Annotated in this window: 16 protein-coding genes and 1 pseudogene; 9 read left to right on the forward strand and 8 right to left on the reverse strand. The window is 70.0% G+C overall.

Going from position 1 to position 15,791, the window contains the following annotated elements; genetic code table 11:
• Positions 1-305, reverse strand: a pseudogene (locus K8638_RS17765) (hypothetical protein); the annotation flags it as partial.
• A 76-nt stretch (positions 306-381) separates the two neighbouring features.
• On the opposite strand from K8638_RS17765, the gene K8638_RS17770 reads away from it, so the two are divergent.
• A complete protein-coding gene (locus K8638_RS17770) occupies positions 382-756 on the forward strand; it encodes a transposase (RefSeq protein ID WP_223755729.1) in 375 nt (124 codons plus the stop codon).
• A gap of 55 nt (positions 757-811) precedes the next feature.
• On the opposite strand, the gene K8638_RS17775 is transcribed toward K8638_RS17770, so the two are convergent.
• Positions 812-3,604, reverse strand: coding sequence for an HRDC domain-containing protein (locus K8638_RS17775; protein ID WP_223755730.1), 2,793 nt, complete (start codon positions 3,602-3,604; stop codon positions 812-814).
• A 161-nt stretch (positions 3,605-3,765) separates the two neighbouring features.
• On the opposite strand from K8638_RS17775, the gene K8638_RS17780 reads away from it, so the two are divergent.
• Positions 3,766-4,845: an IS630 family transposase gene (locus tag K8638_RS17780; protein ID WP_223755731.1), complete on the forward strand. Its 1,080-nt coding sequence runs from the start codon at positions 3,766-3,768 to the stop codon at positions 4,843-4,845.
• Positions 4,846-4,861: 16 nt separating this feature from the next.
• Here the strand turns inward: K8638_RS17780 and K8638_RS17785 are convergent, their stop codons facing one another.
• The 4 genes from K8638_RS17785 to K8638_RS17800 all read right to left on the reverse strand — a co-directional run bounded on the left by K8638_RS17785 (position 4,862) and on the right by K8638_RS17800 (position 7,297).
• Entirely contained in the window at positions 4,862-5,269 is a 408-nt protein-coding gene (locus K8638_RS17785; RefSeq protein WP_223755732.1) for a transposase, read from the reverse strand.
• 110 nt (positions 5,270-5,379) lie between these two features.
• Positions 5,380-5,544 (reverse strand): hypothetical protein, encoded by a 165-nt coding sequence (locus tag K8638_RS17790; RefSeq protein ID WP_223755733.1) that lies wholly within the window; start codon positions 5,542-5,544, stop codon positions 5,380-5,382.
• Positions 5,538-5,900, reverse strand: coding sequence for a transposase (locus tag K8638_RS17795; RefSeq protein ID WP_223755734.1), 363 nt, complete (start codon positions 5,898-5,900; stop codon positions 5,538-5,540). Before K8638_RS17795 ends, K8638_RS17790 begins: the two co-directional genes overlap by 7 nt.
• Before the next feature lie 149 nt (positions 5,901-6,049).
• Positions 6,050-7,297, reverse strand: a complete 1,248-nt coding sequence (locus tag K8638_RS17800; RefSeq protein ID WP_223755735.1) for an NAD(P)/FAD-dependent oxidoreductase — start codon at positions 7,295-7,297, stop codon at positions 6,050-6,052.
• Positions 7,298-7,499: 202 nt separating this feature from the next.
• Between K8638_RS17800 and aroF the strand changes: the two genes are divergently transcribed.
• The 7 genes from aroF (at position 7,500) to K8638_RS17835 (ending at position 13,713) form a co-directional block, all read left to right on the forward strand.
• Positions 7,500-8,525, forward strand: a complete 1,026-nt coding sequence (gene aroF / locus K8638_RS17805; RefSeq protein WP_223755736.1) for a 3-deoxy-7-phosphoheptulonate synthase — start codon at positions 7,500-7,502, stop codon at positions 8,523-8,525.
• A 3-nt stretch (positions 8,526-8,528) separates the two neighbouring features.
• Entirely contained in the window at positions 8,529-9,545 is a 1,017-nt protein-coding gene (gene trpD / locus K8638_RS17810) for an anthranilate phosphoribosyltransferase (protein ID WP_223755737.1), read from the forward strand.
• Positions 9,542-10,354, forward strand: a complete 813-nt coding sequence (locus tag K8638_RS17815) for an indole-3-glycerol-phosphate synthase (protein ID WP_223755738.1) — start codon at positions 9,542-9,544, stop codon at positions 10,352-10,354. The genes trpD and K8638_RS17815 overlap by 4 nt, the downstream gene beginning before the upstream one ends.
• Positions 10,351-10,989, forward strand: a complete 639-nt coding sequence (locus tag K8638_RS17820; protein WP_223755739.1) for a phosphoribosylanthranilate isomerase — start codon at positions 10,351-10,353, stop codon at positions 10,987-10,989. Before K8638_RS17815 ends, K8638_RS17820 begins: the two co-directional genes overlap by 4 nt.
• Before the next feature lie 3 nt (positions 10,990-10,992).
• A complete protein-coding gene (gene trpB / locus K8638_RS17825) occupies positions 10,993-12,198 on the forward strand; it encodes a tryptophan synthase subunit beta (protein ID WP_223755740.1) in 1,206 nt (401 codons plus the stop codon).
• A complete protein-coding gene (gene trpA, locus K8638_RS17830; RefSeq protein WP_223755741.1) occupies positions 12,195-12,986 on the forward strand; it encodes a tryptophan synthase subunit alpha in 792 nt (263 codons plus the stop codon). The genes trpB and trpA overlap by 4 nt, the downstream gene beginning before the upstream one ends.
• 121 nt (positions 12,987-13,107) lie before the next feature.
• On the forward strand, positions 13,108-13,713 hold the full coding sequence (locus K8638_RS17835; RefSeq protein ID WP_223755742.1) for a histidine phosphatase family protein: 606 nt from the start codon (positions 13,108-13,110) through the stop codon (positions 13,711-13,713).
• Positions 13,714-13,716: 3 nt separating this feature from the next.
• Here the strand turns inward: K8638_RS17835 and K8638_RS17840 are convergent, their stop codons facing one another.
• Positions 13,717-14,280 (reverse strand): aminodeoxychorismate/anthranilate synthase component II, encoded by a 564-nt coding sequence (locus K8638_RS17840; protein ID WP_223755743.1) that lies wholly within the window; start codon positions 14,278-14,280, stop codon positions 13,717-13,719.
• On the reverse strand, positions 14,277-15,770 hold the full coding sequence (locus tag K8638_RS17845; protein ID WP_223755920.1) for an anthranilate synthase component I family protein: 1,494 nt from the start codon (positions 15,768-15,770) through the stop codon (positions 14,277-14,279). Before K8638_RS17845 ends, K8638_RS17840 begins: the two co-directional genes overlap by 4 nt.
• Positions 15,771-15,791: the final 21 nt, after the last annotated feature.

Below are 15,791 nucleotides of genomic sequence, written 5' to 3' on the forward strand. Positions count from 1 at the left end.
CTCACGGCGGCCACGTGCGGCCAGGGCAAGTCATCCTCCGGCCGGGGCACCAGGTCCGCGTCCAGACTCTCCTGCTCCTCCGGGGGCACCGCAGCGCCTTCAGGCCGCTCGCCCGGAGGCAGGGCATAGGCCCCCTCCAGCCGCAGGCCCGTCATGGCCGAGAGAGCCTCTCCCGCCAACTGCGTCACCTCGGGCACCTCGAGGTACTTCACGCAGGCCTCCATGGCCCCCACCCGACCGCTGAAGCCCAGCGCCCAGAGCGCCTGAGCACGCAACTCGGCGGACTCGAGCAAGCCCACCAGCATGGACGCCTCCGTCTCGTCGTATCCAACCGGTCCTGCCATGCAGTGGCGGTGAACGAGGTGCCGCAGAGTGCGCGGCATGATGACGACCAGCCTGGCAGTGACGACGAAGACGGAGCCCGCGTGGTTGGTAGCCGCGCGGCAGCCGCGGTGGACACCGGAGGTGGCCGCGGAGGTGATGCGCGCGTGGAAGGCGGAGGGAGGGACGCAGTCGGCGTTCATGCGCCGGTATGGGTTGCCGCGCGAGCGGCTGCGCTTCTGGACGAAGCGGGGTGAGGAGAAGGCGGAGGCGAAGCGCGCGCCAGGCTTCGTGCCGGTGGAGGTGGCGTCGGCGGCGGTGCGCGAGGAGGCGGTGGTGGAGGTGGGCGGGGTGAGGGTGAGGGTGGACGGCGGCGCCAGTCAGGAGTTGGTAACGCGGGTGCTGTGGGCGGTGAAAGAGGTGCAGGGGTGCTGAGGCTGCCGGAGGGGGTGCGAATCTGGGTGGCGACGGCGCCGTGCGACAGAAGCCGTCAATCCTCATCCTCGGCGAGACCGTATTTCACGAGGTGGGCCGAATGAATGCGCATCAAGAACCTGGCTCGGTCGTACCCATCTCGTAGACGGTCAGGAATCGGCTCCCAGGGGTTGGAGTCCTCGCCAAGCGTTGCCACAGATTCGAGCTGCTCTCCGCTAGGGAAGTCAACGTAGCACCAGTCGGAAGAGAGGACGGAGCCCGCCCCGAGAACCGACCCGTCTCGGTCAACTCGCTCGGTGGAGATCATCCTCTTGGATGACGAGACGCTGGAGACTCGAAACCACCTTCCTCCAATGCTGACGAACTCGCCGACCCGCACGTTCATGGGCGGGCGATTCTCAAACGCTTCCTCCGCCGCAGTGAGCGCCTCCCAGAAGGTCTTCCCATCGACCCGCACGTCGTGCTTACTGATCATCGGAACTAGTCCTTCGCTGCCGTACACCGCACCGTCATATGCCTTCGGGTGAAGGCGCTTGAGCTCGGCGATGAAAGGCGGGAGCACCGAATCCCAGAGGCGGCTGTTAAAAACGTGGACCTTCTTCTCGGGAGCGGTAGCCATTGGTTCGAGCTCCATCGTCTTTGGAGGCAGCCTCTTCTGGAGATCCGGTAGGTGTCCCGCCGCGCGGGCGACCAGGCAGATCTCCCGGACCTTCGTCCCAAACCTCTCCCACCGGCTCTCGCCCGCACCCTTCACCCGAAGGAACTCCTCTCGGGAGATCGGAAGTGCGGTGGCGATGGCCAGGAGGGTTGCGTCGTTGAAGATGATGTAGGGCGGGACGTCGAGGCTTGAGGCCAGCTCACGGCGCCAACTCTTCAGCTCGGACAGCGCCAGCTCGCTGTGGCTGCTGGGGAGGACGTTGGTGACTGGCGCGACGTCACGCTCGGGGAGCCGGGCGGCGTGCGCGGCGAGGAAGTCGGAGTAGCGGCCGTCGCCGGTGTCGATCACGATGAGGTTGTGGCGGGCGCGGGTGATGGCGGTGTAGACGAGCTCGTCCGAGGTGAAGGCTTCCTCGTGAGGTTCCGTGATCTCGCCGAGGATGAGGATGATGGTGTGGCCCTCCCAGCCCTTGAAGGAATGGATGGTGGAGAGCTTGACGGTGCCGGGGTTCATCCTGAAGTGGTGCTTGCTGGCTCTGCGGATGGTCTGGATGTCGAGCCAGAATTCCTCCGTCGCTTCCCCCAGATGCCTGGCGAGTGCGCTGCGCGCTTCGACCGATGCGAGACGGGGGCTCTCTTTCTTGTAGCGATCGGTTTTATTCCCGTGGTGGGCGGCGAGGCGATCTCGTTCCTCGTTGGTCTCGAACGTGCGCGAGGCCATCTCGCCGGCGTTACGGAAGCCGTCGTAGAGGTCGCGAAGGACGTCGACGAGGGGGGAGACGACGATGAGGTCGTTGGGGTGAATTCCGAGCGCAGCTGCCTGCCCCTGGATCAGACCGAAGAGCTCGCCGGCGGTGGCACCGGGGCGGTGGCCGTATGCGATGAAGGGGGGAGCGTCAAAGAGGTCAGGCTGGACGACGTTGACCTCGTCGTCGATGGCGTACTTGTCGGCGTAGACGGACTTCTGAAAGGCCTGTGCGAGGGCGACGAGTTTGGCGTTGAGTCGGAACGAGTCGGTGAGTTCGTTCCAGCGGCCGGGGATGGTGGTGTTGGGGCGGCGCTCCTCGTCTAGCGGCTTGCCGTAGACGTTCTGCTTCTCGTCGCCGAAGACCACGAACTCACCGTCCGGGGCGAGGAAGTAGCGCTTGAGAATGCGGAGCCAATTGGTCTCGTAGTCCTGGACCTCGTCGACAAAGATGGCGGGGTAGCGGGGAGTCCGGTCCTCGACGGACTCGAAGAACTCCACGTCGGAGCAGGTCTCGAGGAACGAGTCGGGATCGACCCTGAGGTTGAGGTTGTTGGCGGCCGATTTGAAGAACTGGTGGTAGTTGTCGATGTGGAATGCGTCCCAGGAAAAGGAGCGGCGGACCTCACTGATCCGGTCCTTGATGTAATTGCACAGGGTGATGTTGAAGGTGAGGATGAGAACCTTTTCGTCGGTACGGGCGTGAGCGTGGACGGCGCGTCCGGCCAGGACGTAGGTCTTCCCGCAACCTGCCACGCCGCGAATCTTCTGCTGAACGCCCGCGCGGCTCTCCACGAGCTCTTTCTGCTTGCCCCGGTAGATAATTGTTTTCCCTTCCTCCTCGGTGTGTCTGGGGGGCTGGAGGTAGCGACGGAGCGCGCGGTAAGTCGTGCTGTCCCAGGACTTCGAACCTTGGTGGAGATGACAGTCGCGAAGAAGGCTCCTCCACCGCTTCCTCGTGAGAGAGTCCCTTCCCAAGACATGCGTGTACTGTGGGTTACCACACCGCACGCGCGCGTCAGCCTCCGCGGCGTTGTGGAAGTAGACCGCCGTCGACACGAGTCTGGCGTTCCCGGAGTTCTCGATCTTCTTCTTCAGGAGCTGCCCGACGTGGAGGTTGAAGAGGTTCCACTTGTACGTCTCGACCTGGTCGACGGGCGAGCGGATGTGGGTTCCGTCCGAGACCAACTTCCAAGTCTTCGGGTCGACGTCTTTGTACCGAGAGAGGTCCCAGTCCTTGACCTCGATAATGAGGACGCCGGCATCGGGGCGGACGAGAACAATGTCCGGGCGGTCTCCGTTGAAAAAGGGCTGGACGTAGAGCTCGTACTCATCGCTGAGCTCCTCACAGAGGAACGCGACGAGGTGAGCTTCGCCGGGCTCAAGGGGGACCTTGAGCGAGGCGAGCTTCTCCGGGCCAGGGTAGCAGCGGGGCGCGTTGGTCATGCAGCCTCCGCATCTGCGAGCGATCTCACCTCAGGCTCCTCGTTTCCTCTAGTGGAGTGTCCTCGAAGTCCGTCGACATAGTCGCGGAGGATAAATAGCTCTCCTGGATGAGGAGACGACCTCCGCGACTCATCCAACTGTCCCAAGAGGATACTGCCCTCTTGGAAGAGTTGGTGCACGACGGCCGCACCGAACAGCGCGTAGCACGCCGAGCACGCATCCTGCTGGCCATGACCGACCCGGACACCGTCGTGCAGGACCTGGCCGAGCACTTCGGTCTGGACCGAACCAGCATCTGGAGCCTGTGCCGCCGCTACGAAGCCTGGGGGCCCCTGGCAGTCTGGGATGCCCCTCGCTCTGGCCGCCCACCGCGGCTCTCCCCCCTGCAGCTCGTCGAAGTTGAGCAACTGGCCTGCTGTGAACCGGCAGGCGTGGGACTCCAGATGACCCACTGGAGTACGCGCTCGCTGGCGCGGGTGGCCCGCGAGTGCGGCATCGCGCCTACCTTGGCGCACTCCAAGGTCGCCGTCATCCTCAAGCATGCAGAGTTGCAACCCCACCGCAGCCGTTACTGGAAGACGCCCACGTTGGACGCCGACTTCCGCAAGAAGGCGGCGGCCGTCCTCTGGTGCTACGAGCGGGCGCAGAACCTCGCCGAGCACGGCGAGGTCGTGCTGTGCGTGGACGAGAAACCCAACATCCAGGTTCTTGAGCGCCGCTGTCCCATTCGGTTCGCGCGGCCGGGGCTCATCGAGCGGCGCGAGTTCGAGTACGTGCGCCATGGAACGGTGAACTTCCTGGCCTCCCTGCTGGTGCATGCGGGCACCATGCGCGGCTGGTGCCTGGAGAAGAACGACGGGGCCTGCCTGCGAGGCGTGCTGCCCCAACTGCTGCACCCCTACCGCGAGGCTCGACGCATTCACCTCATCTGGGATGGAGGACCAAGCCATACCGCCCAGGACACCCGTGCGTTCCTTCGCGGCTACCGCAACGTGCGTCTGCTTGAGACTCCGCCCCATGCCTCCTGGCTCAATCAAGCCGAGTTGCTGCTGCGCGCCTTCGGTGCCCACTACCTGCAGCGCGGCGACTGGAAGAGCCGCCCCGATTTCGTCGCCCACCTGGAGGCCAGTTGGCCCGAGTATAACCGCCTCTACGCGCACCCCTTCGTATCCGTCCGGTCCTGCCATGTCCTGACATGGTGCCGGGAGCAGGGGAGCGTGGCAGGTTGGGGGCGTGAGTGACGGCGCGTCGACGAGCCTATCGCTGCTGAGCCTGCTGCTGAGCCCACGTCTCGGGGAGGAGCTCGTCGAGACGGGAGGCCGGGAAGCGGGTGTCGCCGAGCTTGGGCAGCACGTCGCGCAAGGTGGCCCACGGGTCCACGCCCAGCCGGTAGCAGCTGAGCACGAGGGAGTAGACGTTCGCGGCACGGTGGCCGGCCTCAACGCTGCCCAGGAAGAGCCAGTTCTTCCTGCCCAGGGCAATCATCCGAATCAGCCGCTCGGCCTCTCCGTTATCCACCGGCACCCGCCCGTCCTCGAGGAAGCGGCCCAGGGGGACGTAGCGGTTTTGCGCGTAGGCAATCGCCTTGCCCAGCGGCGTTTTCGGAGGCACGTGGGGGGCCCACCGCGCCAGCAGCTCGAAGAGTTCCGCGTAGACGGAGCTCACCGGGCGGCTGCTGCTCGTCTTCCAGCGTGCCCCTCTCGTCGGCGGCTGTCTCGGGCGTCGTCATGCGCGCCCCATATGCAATGCACCGGGTAGGGCGCGCAACTGAAGACTCAGTGCATGGGCCTGCGCCGTGCCGCGCACCCGGCCTCCACCAGCGCCAGCAATTCGGCCAGCTGCCGCGCCTCCAGGAGCGCGCTCAACCCGTCGGCTTGCTTGCGCATGTCGCACGGCGCCGTCGCCACCCAGATTCGCACCCCCTCCGGCAGCCTCAGCACCCCTGCACCTCCTTCACCGCCCACAGCACCCGCGTTACCAACTCCTGACTGGCGCCGCCGTCCACCCTCACCCTCACCCCGCCCACCTCCACCACCGCCTCCTCGCGCACCGCCGCCGACGCCACCTCCACCGGCACGAAGCCTGGCGCGCGCTTCGCCTCCGCCTTCTCCTCACCCCGCTTCGTCCAGAAGCGCAGCCGCTCGCGCGGCAACCCATACCGGCGCATGAACGCCGACTGCGTCCCTCCCTCCGCCTTCCACGCGCGCACCACGTCCGGTGTCCACCGCGGCTGCCGCGCGGCGGCCAACCACGCGGGCTCCGTCTTCGTCGTCACTGCCAGGCTGGTTGTCATCATGCCGCGCACTCTGCGGCGCCTCGTTCATCGCCACCACATGGCAGGACCGGACGGATACGACGTGGCAGACCCGGTCAAAGGCGAAATACCGTGAGGCAAGGTCGGCTGCGAGGCTTGCGCTGGGCGGCCGCAATGCGCAGCTACGGTGTTCAGCGCCCCAAATCCAACAGCACCGCCTCCGCCGCGCGCCGGCCGGAGCCCAGGGCCCCATCAATGGACGCATTGTCCCGGTGGTCACCACAGACATACAGACCCGGGGACAGCCGCACCGGGCGGCGCGGAGGCTCCAGCGATTCCGGGAGCTGCGCGGGCAGTGCGCGGGCAATGACATACGTGCGCAGGTGCCGCCACGCGGACACCGCCGTGCCGAACCATCCCGCCAACTCCTCGCGCACGCGGGCCTCCACGGCCCCGGCGTCCGGCCACTCCCCCAGCACCGACACGGACACGAGCGACTGTCCCGGGGGCGCGTAGGCCGGAGACACCTCGCTCATCACCGCCACGTTGTTCACCACGCCCCTCCCCTCCCCGTTCAGCACCAGCCACGGGCCCTGGACGGGCGGCTCCGGCGCGGCGAAGTACAGGCACGTCACCCGGTTCATCCGGGGCGCGAGCATCCCGGGCAGCAGCCCCACCGCGCTCAGCGGGTCCGCCGCCACCACCACCGCCTTCGCGCCAATCACCTCGCCGTCCGCCAGCCGCACGCGGTGGCCCCACACCTCCGACACGGGCGCGCGCCTCCGCAACGTGCCCGAGGGCAGTCCCGCGGCGAGCTGCTCGGGGATGGCGCCCATCCCCCGCCGCGGCACCACCGTGTCCCCGGTGGCGAACATGCGGAAGACGAACTCCAGGAAGCGGCTCGACGTGGCCAGCTCGCGCTCCAGGAAGATGCCCGCGAAGAACGGCCGGAGGAACCCCTCCAGCATCCCCTCCGTGAAGCCCAGCTCCTCCAGGTAGCGCGACGAGGCGCGCTGCGGCCGGTGCCACAAATCCTCCAGCTCGCCGGACACGGAGAGCTGCCGCAGCTCCAGCACCCTCAGCTTGTCCCCGAAGGTGCCCGGCCCGCGAAAGAGGTGCGACAGCGCCACCCCGGGCCGCCTCAGCGGGTCCGCCACCGTGTGCAACCCGCCGCCTCGCCACACCCTTGCGCCCGGCGTGAACCGGCAAAGGTCAAGTGCCCCGTAGTCCAGCACCCGCCGCCCCTCCGGGTAGGCGGTCAGGTACACCTGGAAGCCCCGGTCTAGAAGAAACCCCTCATGCGTGTCCGTGCGAACCCGGCCGCCAGGTGCGTCCCCGCCCTCCAGGAGCAGCACCTTCACCCTCGATGCAGCGAGGGCCCGCGCGCACGCCAGCCCGGCGAGCCCCGCGCCCACCACAATCACATCCGGGTTCGACACGCGCGTTTGCTCCCACACATCCCACCAGCACCGGAAACCCCGCCACCCTGGCTTGATAAGCCTCCCGGGCACAAGGGAGACTGCCGGGCGGTTCACGGGCAACGGACACTTGGTGCTGAACCGAGTCAGCGTGCCCGTTAGCCTGGATACCTGGTGCCGGCCTTCCCCGGCACCTTCACTCGGAGAGAGAGCAGGAACCCCCATGTTGATCGTGATGCGACCCGACGCGACGGCCCAGGACATCGAGCGTGTGAACGACGAGATCCGCCGTCGTGGCTGGCAACCGCACGCGATTCCAGGGGGCACTCGCACCGCCATCGGCATCACCGGCAACCCGGGCGCGGTGGAGCCGGAGCCCTTCCGCGTGCTGCCCGGCGTCGCGGACGCGGTGCCCATCTCCCAGCCGTTCAAGCTCGTCAGCCGCGAGGTGAAGCCGGACAACACGACCGTCCAGGTCGGCGGCCTCACCCTCGGCGGCGCGGCGTTCCACGTCATCGCCGGCCCCTGCTCCGTGGAGTCGCGCGAGCAGATTCTCTCCACCGCCGAGGCGGTGAAGAAGGCGGGCGCCACCATGCTGCGCGGCGGAGCCTTCAAGCCCCGCACCAGCCCCTACGAGTTCCAGGGCCTCAAGGATGACGGCCTGGCGCTGCTGGCCGAGGCGCGCAAGGAGACGGGCCTGCTCGTCACCACCGAGGTGAAGGACACCGCGACGCTGGACGCGGTGTGCGACGCCACGGACATCCTCCAGGTTGGCGCGCGCAACATGCAGAACTTCAGCCTCCTGGAGGCGGTGGGCGAGCGCCGCAAGCCGGTGCTGCTCAAGCGCGGCATCAGCGCCACCATCAAGGAGCTGCTGATGGCGGCCGAGTACATCGTCGCCCGCGGCAACACCCAGGTCATCCTCTGCGAGCGCGGCATCCGCACCTTCGAGACGATGACGCGCAACACGTTGGATTTGAACGCGGTGCCGATGCTCAAGCAGCTCACGCACCTGCCCGTGTTCGTGGACCCGTCGCACGGCATCGGCGTGCGCAAGGCGGTGCCGGCGATGATGCGCGCGGCCACGGCGGTGGGCGCCGACGGCATCATCGTCGAGGTGCACCCCAATCCCCCGTGCGCGAAGTCGGACGGCTTCCAGTCACTGGACTTCCCGGAGTTCGAGAAGGCCATGAACGAGGTTCGCGCCATCGCCCAGGCGATGGGCCGCGAAGTCGTGAGGCTGGGGTAGGCCATGACGCTCAAGGAAGCGCTGGGCAAGGTGGTGGGCCGGCGCGACCTCACCCGCGAGGAGATGGCCCGAATCATGGGCCTGATGCTCGCGGGAGAGGCTTCGCCTGCCCAGGTGGGCGCGCTGGCGACGGCGCTCAAGATGAAGGGTGAGACGGAGGACGAAATCCTCGGCGCGGCGGAGGCCATGCGGGCCTGCGCGGCGAAGCTCTCGCCCAGGGCGGAGGTGGTGCTCGACACCTGCGGTACGGGGGGTGACGGGGCGCACACCTTCAACATCTCCACCGCGGTGGCCTTCGTGGCCGCCGGGGCGGGGGTGACGGTGGCCAAGCACGGCAACCGCGCCGTCTCCAGCCGCTGCGGAAGCGCGGACGTGCTGGCGGCGCTGGGCGTGTCCATGGAGCGCCCGCACGAGCACGTCGCGAGGGACATCGACGTGCACGGGGTGGGCTTCCTCTTCGCGCCCTCGCACCACAGCGCCATGCGGCACGTGGCGCAGGCGCGGCGGGACATGGGCTTCCACAGCGTGTTCAACCTGCTGGGCCCGCTGACCAACCCGGCCGGCGCGCGCTACCAGCTGCTGGGCACCTTCGACGGCAACCGCGTGGAGCAGACGGCGCGGGTGCTCGGGCGCCTGGGCAGCCGCCGCGCGTGGGTGGTGCACGGCGATGACGGGCTGGACGAAATCTCCCCCTGCGCACCGACGCGGGTGGCGGAGCTGCGCGAGGACGGCACCGTCCACACCTTCACGGTGACGCCGCGGGACGCGGGGCTGGAGGTGGTGCCTCGCGAAGCCATCGCCGGCGGCGACGCGGAGGAGAACGCGAAGCGGCTGCGCGAGCTGCTGGCGGGTGAGCGCTCCGGGCTGCGCACGGCGGTGGTGCTCAACGCGGCGGCGGCGCTGGTGGTGGTGGGCCTGGCGGCGGACCTGCGCGAGGGCGTGCGGAAGGCGGAGCACGCCATCGACTCGGGCCAGGCCGCGCGCAAGCTGGACGCGCTCATCCACGGGGGCGCGTCATGAGCGCGCCGCTGCGGGAGGGTGTGGCGGCCCCCGGGACGCTGGACCTCATCATGGCGCGCAAGCGCCGGGAGCTGGCCGCGCGTCCGCCCATGGCGCCGCGCCCGCGTCCGGCGCCTCGGGACTTCGCCGGGGCCCTGGTGGCGAAGGTGCCGGGGCGGCCGGTGAGCGTCATCGCGGAGGTGAAGCGCAAGAGCCCCTCGGGCGGCGCGTTTCCGCACGCGGACGTGGTGGCGGTGGCCCGGGCCTACGAGGCCGCGGGGGCCAGCGCCATCAGCGTGCTGACGGACGGGCCGGACTTCGGCGGCAGCCTGGAGGACCTGGTGGCGGTGCGGGCGGCGGTGTCCGTGCCGGTGCTGCGCAAGGACTTCCTGGTGGCCGCGCGCGAGGTGGAGGAGAGCGCGCTGTGGGGCGCGGACGCGGTGCTGCTCATCGCGGACGCGCTGGAGGACGGCGAGCTGCGGGAGATGGTGGCCGCGGCGCGCGAGATACGGGTGGCCGCGCTGGTGGAGGCGCACACGGAGGCGCACGCCGAGCGCGCGCTGGCCGCGGGCGCGGAGCTGGTGGGCATCAACAACCGCGACCTCGCCACGCTGAAGACGGACACGGGCACGGCGCTGCGGGTGATGCCGAAGCTGCGCTCCCGCGCCCGGGCGCTGGTGGCGGAGAGCGGGCTCAAGTCGCTGGCGGACCTGCTGGCGGCGCGCGAGGCGGGCGCGGACTCGGTGCTGGTGGGCGAGTCCCTGCTGCGCGAGGCGGAGCCCGGACGGGCGCTGAGGCGGCTGCTCGGCGCGGAGGGCCCCACGACGTGAGCGTCCGGGTGAAGGTGTGCGGAGTCACCCGCCTGGAGGACGCGAAGGCGGCGTGGGAGGCGGGCGCGGACGCGCTCGGCCTCAACTTCTACGAGAAGTCCCCCCGCTGCGTGGACGTGGCCACGGCCGCCGCGCTCGCCGCCACCCGGCCTCCGCTGGGCTCGGTGGTGGGCGTGTTCGTCAACGCGTCCCCGGAGGACATCCGGGCGAAGGTGCGGGCGTGCGGCCTCACGGCGGTGCAGCTCCATGGAGACGAGCCGCCGGAGGCCTGCTCGAACTACGGCGTGCCCGTCATCAAGGCCCTGCGGGTGCGAGGCCCCGAGGACGTGGCGCGCGCCCGCGAGTATGTGGGCGTGGGAGACGTGGCGGGGCTGCTGCTGGACGGGGCGGCTCCAGGGTATGGCGGCGGTGGTGTCGGCTTCGACTGGTCGCTGGTGGCGCAGCTCTCCGGGAGCGGCGTGCCCGTGCTGGTGGCGGGAGGACTGAAGCCGTCCAACGTGGCCGAGGCCGTGCGTGCGACGCGGCCATACGGCGTGGATGTGGCCAGCGGGGTGGAGTCGGCCCCCGGCATCAAGGACCTGGACGCGGTGCGCGCCTTCGTGCGGCTCGCGAAGTCCATCAACCTCTGGGAGTAAGAGATGACCACGGAGACTACCGTCGGACGCTTCGGGCGCTACGGCGGGCGCTACGTGCCGGAGACGCTGGTGCCGGCGCTGCTGGAGCTGGAAGAGGCCTACGCGAAGGCGAGCGCGGACCCGTCCTTCGGTGAGGAAGTCGCGCGGGTGCTGAAGGAGTTCGTGGGACGGCCCACGACGCTGACGCCCGCCCGGCGGCTCACCGAGGCCTGGGGTGGCGCGGAGGTGTGGCTCAAGCGCGAAGATTTGGCGCACACGGGCGCGCACAAAATCAACAACACCGTGGGCCAGGTGCTGCTGGCGAAGCGGATGGGGAAGAAGCGCATCATCGCGGAGACGGGCGCGGGCCAGCACGGCGTGGCCACGGCCACCGCGTGCGCCCTCTTCGGCCTGCCCTGCGAGGTGTACATGGGCGCGCTGGACGTGGAGCGGCAGGCGCTCAACGTCTTCCGCATGCGCGCGCTGGGCGCGGTGGTGAAGCCGGTGGAGTCCGGCTCGCGCACGCTGAAGGACGCGATGAACGAGGCCATGCGCACCTGGGTGTCGCAGGTGGCGGACACGCACTACGTCATCGGCAGCGCGGCGGGGCCGCACCCGTACCCGACGATTGTGCGCGACTTCCAGTCCGTCATCGGCAAGGAGCTGAGGACGCAGGCGCTGGCGGCCTTCGGGAAGCTGCCGGACGCCATCATCGCGTGCGTGGGCGGCGGCTCGAATGCGATTGGCGCGCTGCACCCGTTCATCGGTGACAAGGGCGTGCGGCTGGTGGGCGTGGAGGCGGGAGGGCATGGCCTGGACTCGGGGCAGCACGGCGCGTCGCTGACGCTGGGGACGGAGGGCGTGCTGCACGGCTCGCGCTCGCTGGTGCTCCAGGACGCGGACGGCCAGATTCAGGAGGCGCACAGCATCTCCGCGGGCCTGGACTACCCGGGCGTGGGGCCGGAGCTGGCGTACCTGGCGAAGACGGGGCGGATGGAGGTGCGCACCGCCACGGACGACGAGGCGCTGGCGGCCTTCTACGAGGTGGCGCGGATGGAGGGCATCCTCCCGGCGCTGGAGACGTCCCACGCCTTCGCGCGCGGCCGGGAGCTGGCTCGCGAGCTGGGCAGGGGAAAGCACCTGGTCATCAACTGCTCGGGCCGCGGCGACAAGGACGTGGCGACGATTTCCGCGCGGGGCGTGCCGCCGCCGGTGGGGGTGAAGGCGTGAGCGGAGAGATTGCACAGGCGTTCGCGAAGGCGAAGGCGCGCGGCGAGGGCGTGCTGGTGGCGTATGCCATGGCGGGCGACCCGGACCTGCCGCGCTCGGTGGACGTGTTCGCCGCGCTGGTGGAGGGTGGCGCGGACATCGTGGAGATTGGCGTGGCGTTCAGCGACCCCATCGCCGACGGGCCCGTCATCCAGGGCGCGTCGGAGCGGGCGCTCAAGGCCGGCTCCACGCTGAAGCGCGTGCTGGATGAAGTCGTCCCCGAGGTGCGCCGGCGCTGCCCCCAGACGCCGCTGGTCATCATGACGTACGTCAACGTCGTCATGGCCATGGGCGAGGAGCGCTTCGCGAAGCTGGCGCGTGAGCGCGGCGTGTCGGGCGCGATTCTGCCGGACCTGCCGCCCGAGGAGAGCGCGGACCTGCGGGCCACGTTCGACGCGGCGGGGCTGGACTTGATTCCGCTGTGCGCGCCCACGACGCCGCCGGCCCGGGCGGAGGCGATTGCCCGGGATGCCCGGGGCTTCGTCTACTGCGTGTCCGTGGCGGGTGTGACGGGCATGCGGGCGGAATTGCCGCCGGACCTGTCACAGCGGCTGGACCTGGTGCGCAGGGCCTCGCCGGTGCCGGTGGTGGCGGGCTTCGGCATCTCCACCGAGGAGCAGGCACGCACGCTGGCCGCGCACGCGGACGGTGTCGTGGTGGGCAGCGCGCTGGTGCGCGCGGCGCACGCGGACGGGCCGCAGGCGGCGAAAGCCCTCTGCGCCAACATCAAGCGCGGTCTGAAGCGCTGAGCGGCGGTGGGAGGGCGGGGCTCCCTGCCCTCCCTCCTCCCCGGTGCCGTCACGGAGAGTGTCCACCCTCGGGCGCTCGCGGCCAGGAAGTCCAGGGCCCTCCACTCCGCCGTCTGGCACGATGCGCGGCATGAAGACCCGAGGACACCAACTGGTGCTCGTCCGGCACGGTGAGACGGATTGGAGCCGCAGTGGCCAGCACACGGGCCGCACGGACATTCCCCTGCTCGAAGACGGCCGGAGGATGGGAGAGCTGCTTGGAGCGCCGCTGCGTGCGTGGCGCTTCGCCGAGGTGTGGACGAGCCCGCTGAGCCGCGCCGCAGAGACGTGCGCGCTGGCCGGCTACGGCGGCGTGGCGCGGCGGCGGCCGGACCTCATGGAGTGGGACTACGGTGAATACGAAGGCCGTAGGGGGGACGACATCCGCGCGAGCCGCCCCGGCTGGTCCCTGTGGAAGGACGGAGCACCCAACGGCGAGACGGCGGCGGACGTGGGCGCCCGCGTGGACCGCGTCATCGCGGACGTCCGGGCGGTGAAGGGAGACGTGCTCGTCTTCGCCCACGGCCACCTGCTGCGGGTGCTGGCTGCGCGGTGGCTGGGACTGCCGCCGGACAACGGGCGCCTCTTCATGCTCGGCACCGCCTCCATCAGCGTCCTCAGCCTCGATGGAGACGGCACCCAGCCCGTCGTCGTCACCTGGAACGACACCACGCACCTGCGCGGATGAGCGCTACAGCCGCCCCTCCAGGAAGTTGCGCACCAGCTTCGGTCCCTCGGGGGTGAGCACGCTCTCCGGGTGGAACTGGAAGCCCACCACGGGCCGCGAGCGGTGACGCAGCGCCATGATGAGGCCATCCTGGCTCCACGCGGTGGCCTCCAGGTCCGCGGGCAGCGACGACGCCTCCACCACCAGCGAGTGGTAGCGCGCCGCCTGGAAGCCCTGGCTCACCCCGGTGAACACGCCCGTCTCTCCATGCCGGATGTGCGCCGCCTTGCCGTGCACCGGCTCCGGTGCGCGAATCACCTTGCCGCCGAAGGCCGCGCCGATGGACTGGTGCCCCAGGCACACGCCCAGCACCGGCACGCGGGACTGGGCAATCGCCGCCACGCTGACGCCGGCCTCGTGCGGCGTGCACGGGCCCGGCGAAATCACCAGGTGCGAGGCCCCCGTCGCCGCCACGCCCGCGGCATCCAGGTCGTCGTTGCGCACCACCTTCACCTCGGCGCCCAGCGTGTACAGCAACTGCACGAGGTTGAAGGTGAACGAGTCGTAGTTGTCGATGACGAGAATCACCGCCCACCTCCCTCGCGAGCCAGCCGGAGCGCGGCGGCCATGGCGCCCGCCTTGGCCTCCGTCTCGTCCGCCTCCTTCGACGGCACCGAGTCCGCCACCAGCCCCGCGCCGGCCGTCCACATCGTCCGGTCTCCGTCCACGAAGAAGGTCCGCAGCGCAATCGCCACGTCGAGCGTGCCGCAGAAGGACAGGTAGCCCACCGCGCCCGAGTAGGGCCCGCGCCGCTGCACCTCCAGCTCGTCGATGATCTGCATGGCGCGAATCTTGGGCGCACCGGACACCGTGCCCGCGGGGAACGTGCTGGCCAGCGCGTCCAGCGCGTCGTACTTCGGGTCCAGCTTCCCGCGCACCTGCGAGACGATGTGCATCACGTGGCTGTAGCGCTCGATGACCTTCATGTCCTCGACGCGCACCGAGCCCGGGGCCGCCACGCGGCCCACGTCGTTGCGGCCCAGGTCCACCAGCATGACGTGCTCGGCCAGCTCCTTCTCGTCCGCGAGCAGCTCCTTCTCCAGCGCCAGGTCCTCGGCCTCGGTGGCGCCGCGGCGGCGCGTGCCGGCGATGGGCCGCACCACCACGTCCCCGTCGCGCACCTGCACCAGCAGCTCCGGAGACGCGCCCACCAGCGCGCGGGCCTCGCCCAGCTCCACCAGGAAGAGATACGGCGAAGGATTCACCCGCCGCAGCGCCCGGTAGAGCGACAGCGGCGGCGGCGCGCCGCGCGCCTCGAAGCGCCGCGCGAGCACCACCTGGAAGATGTCCCCGGCGCGGATGTACTCCTTGGCCCGCTCCACCGCGGCCTCGTAGCCGGCGCGGTCCCAGCACGCCACGGGGGCGGCGTCACCCTTCATGCGCGGGGCGGGCGCGTACGCCTCCGGAGGCAGCGGCTTGAGCAGCCGGTCCGCCATGGCCTGCGCGCGCTCCTCGGCGTCCTTCAGCGCGCCGGCCACGCTGCCGTGCAGCGAGGGCCGGGCGATGGCGGTGGCCTTCAGCGTACCCGTGCGCGTGTCGTGGGTGACGAAGTCCTCGCACACCAGCCATTCCGAGTCCGGATAGGAGATGTCGCGCGGGTGCCGGTCCGGCACGGTGGGCTCCAACCACGAGATGCAGTTGTAACCCATGTACCCCACCAGCCCGCCCAGGAACGGGGCCTCGCCGGGCAGCCGGGCCACGGCCAGCTCGCGCCACAGCGCGCGCAGCACGTCCAGGGGCTTGCCCTCGCGGCGCTCCTCGCGCGAGCCACGCCACACGGTGGCGCCCGCCGCGTCCAGCCGCACACGGCCGGCCGCCTGGGCGCCCACGTGGCTGTAGCGCCCGAAGCGCTCGCCGCCGTAGCAGGACTCGAGGATGAAGCCGTGCGAGCCTCCGCCCAGCTTCAGGTACGCCGACAGCGGCGTGTCCAGGTCCGCCGGCAGCTCCACCGACACCGGCACCGCCTCGCCCTTCTCCGCGAGCTGCCGGTACGCCGCCTTCCGCTCCTGTGCGTCCATCTTCATGATTGACTCTGCCCC

This window comes from Myxococcus sp. RHSTA-1-4, assembly GCF_020037125.1.
GTDB lineage: Bacteria > Myxococcota > Myxococcia > Myxococcales > Myxococcaceae > Myxococcus.

Excerpts from the sequence above, each read along its gene's own strand:
- K8638_RS17770 (WP_223755729.1), top strand. The coding sequence starts at position 382 with ATGATGACGACCAGCCTGGCAGTGACGACGAAGACGGAGCCCGCGTGG.
- K8638_RS17775 (WP_223755730.1), bottom strand. The coding sequence starts at position 3,604 with ATGACCAACGCGCCCCGCTGCTACCCTGGCCCGGAGAAGCTCGCCTCG.
- K8638_RS17795 (WP_223755734.1), bottom strand. The coding sequence starts at position 5,900 with ATGATGACAACCAGCCTGGCAGTGACGACGAAGACGGAGCCCGCGTGG.
- aroF (WP_223755736.1), top strand. The coding sequence starts at position 7,500 with ATGTTGATCGTGATGCGACCCGACGCGACGGCCCAGGACATCGAGCGT.
- trpD (WP_223755737.1), top strand. The coding sequence starts at position 8,529 with ATGACGCTCAAGGAAGCGCTGGGCAAGGTGGTGGGCCGGCGCGACCTC.
- K8638_RS17815 (WP_223755738.1), top strand. The coding sequence starts at position 9,542 with ATGAGCGCGCCGCTGCGGGAGGGTGTGGCGGCCCCCGGGACGCTGGAC.
- trpB (WP_223755740.1), top strand. The coding sequence starts at position 10,993 with ATGACCACGGAGACTACCGTCGGACGCTTCGGGCGCTACGGCGGGCGC.
- K8638_RS17835 (WP_223755742.1), top strand. The coding sequence starts at position 13,108 with ATGCGCGGCATGAAGACCCGAGGACACCAACTGGTGCTCGTCCGGCAC.
- K8638_RS17845 (WP_223755920.1), bottom strand. The coding sequence starts at position 15,770 with ATGGACGCACAGGAGCGGAAGGCGGCGTACCGGCAGCTCGCGGAGAAG.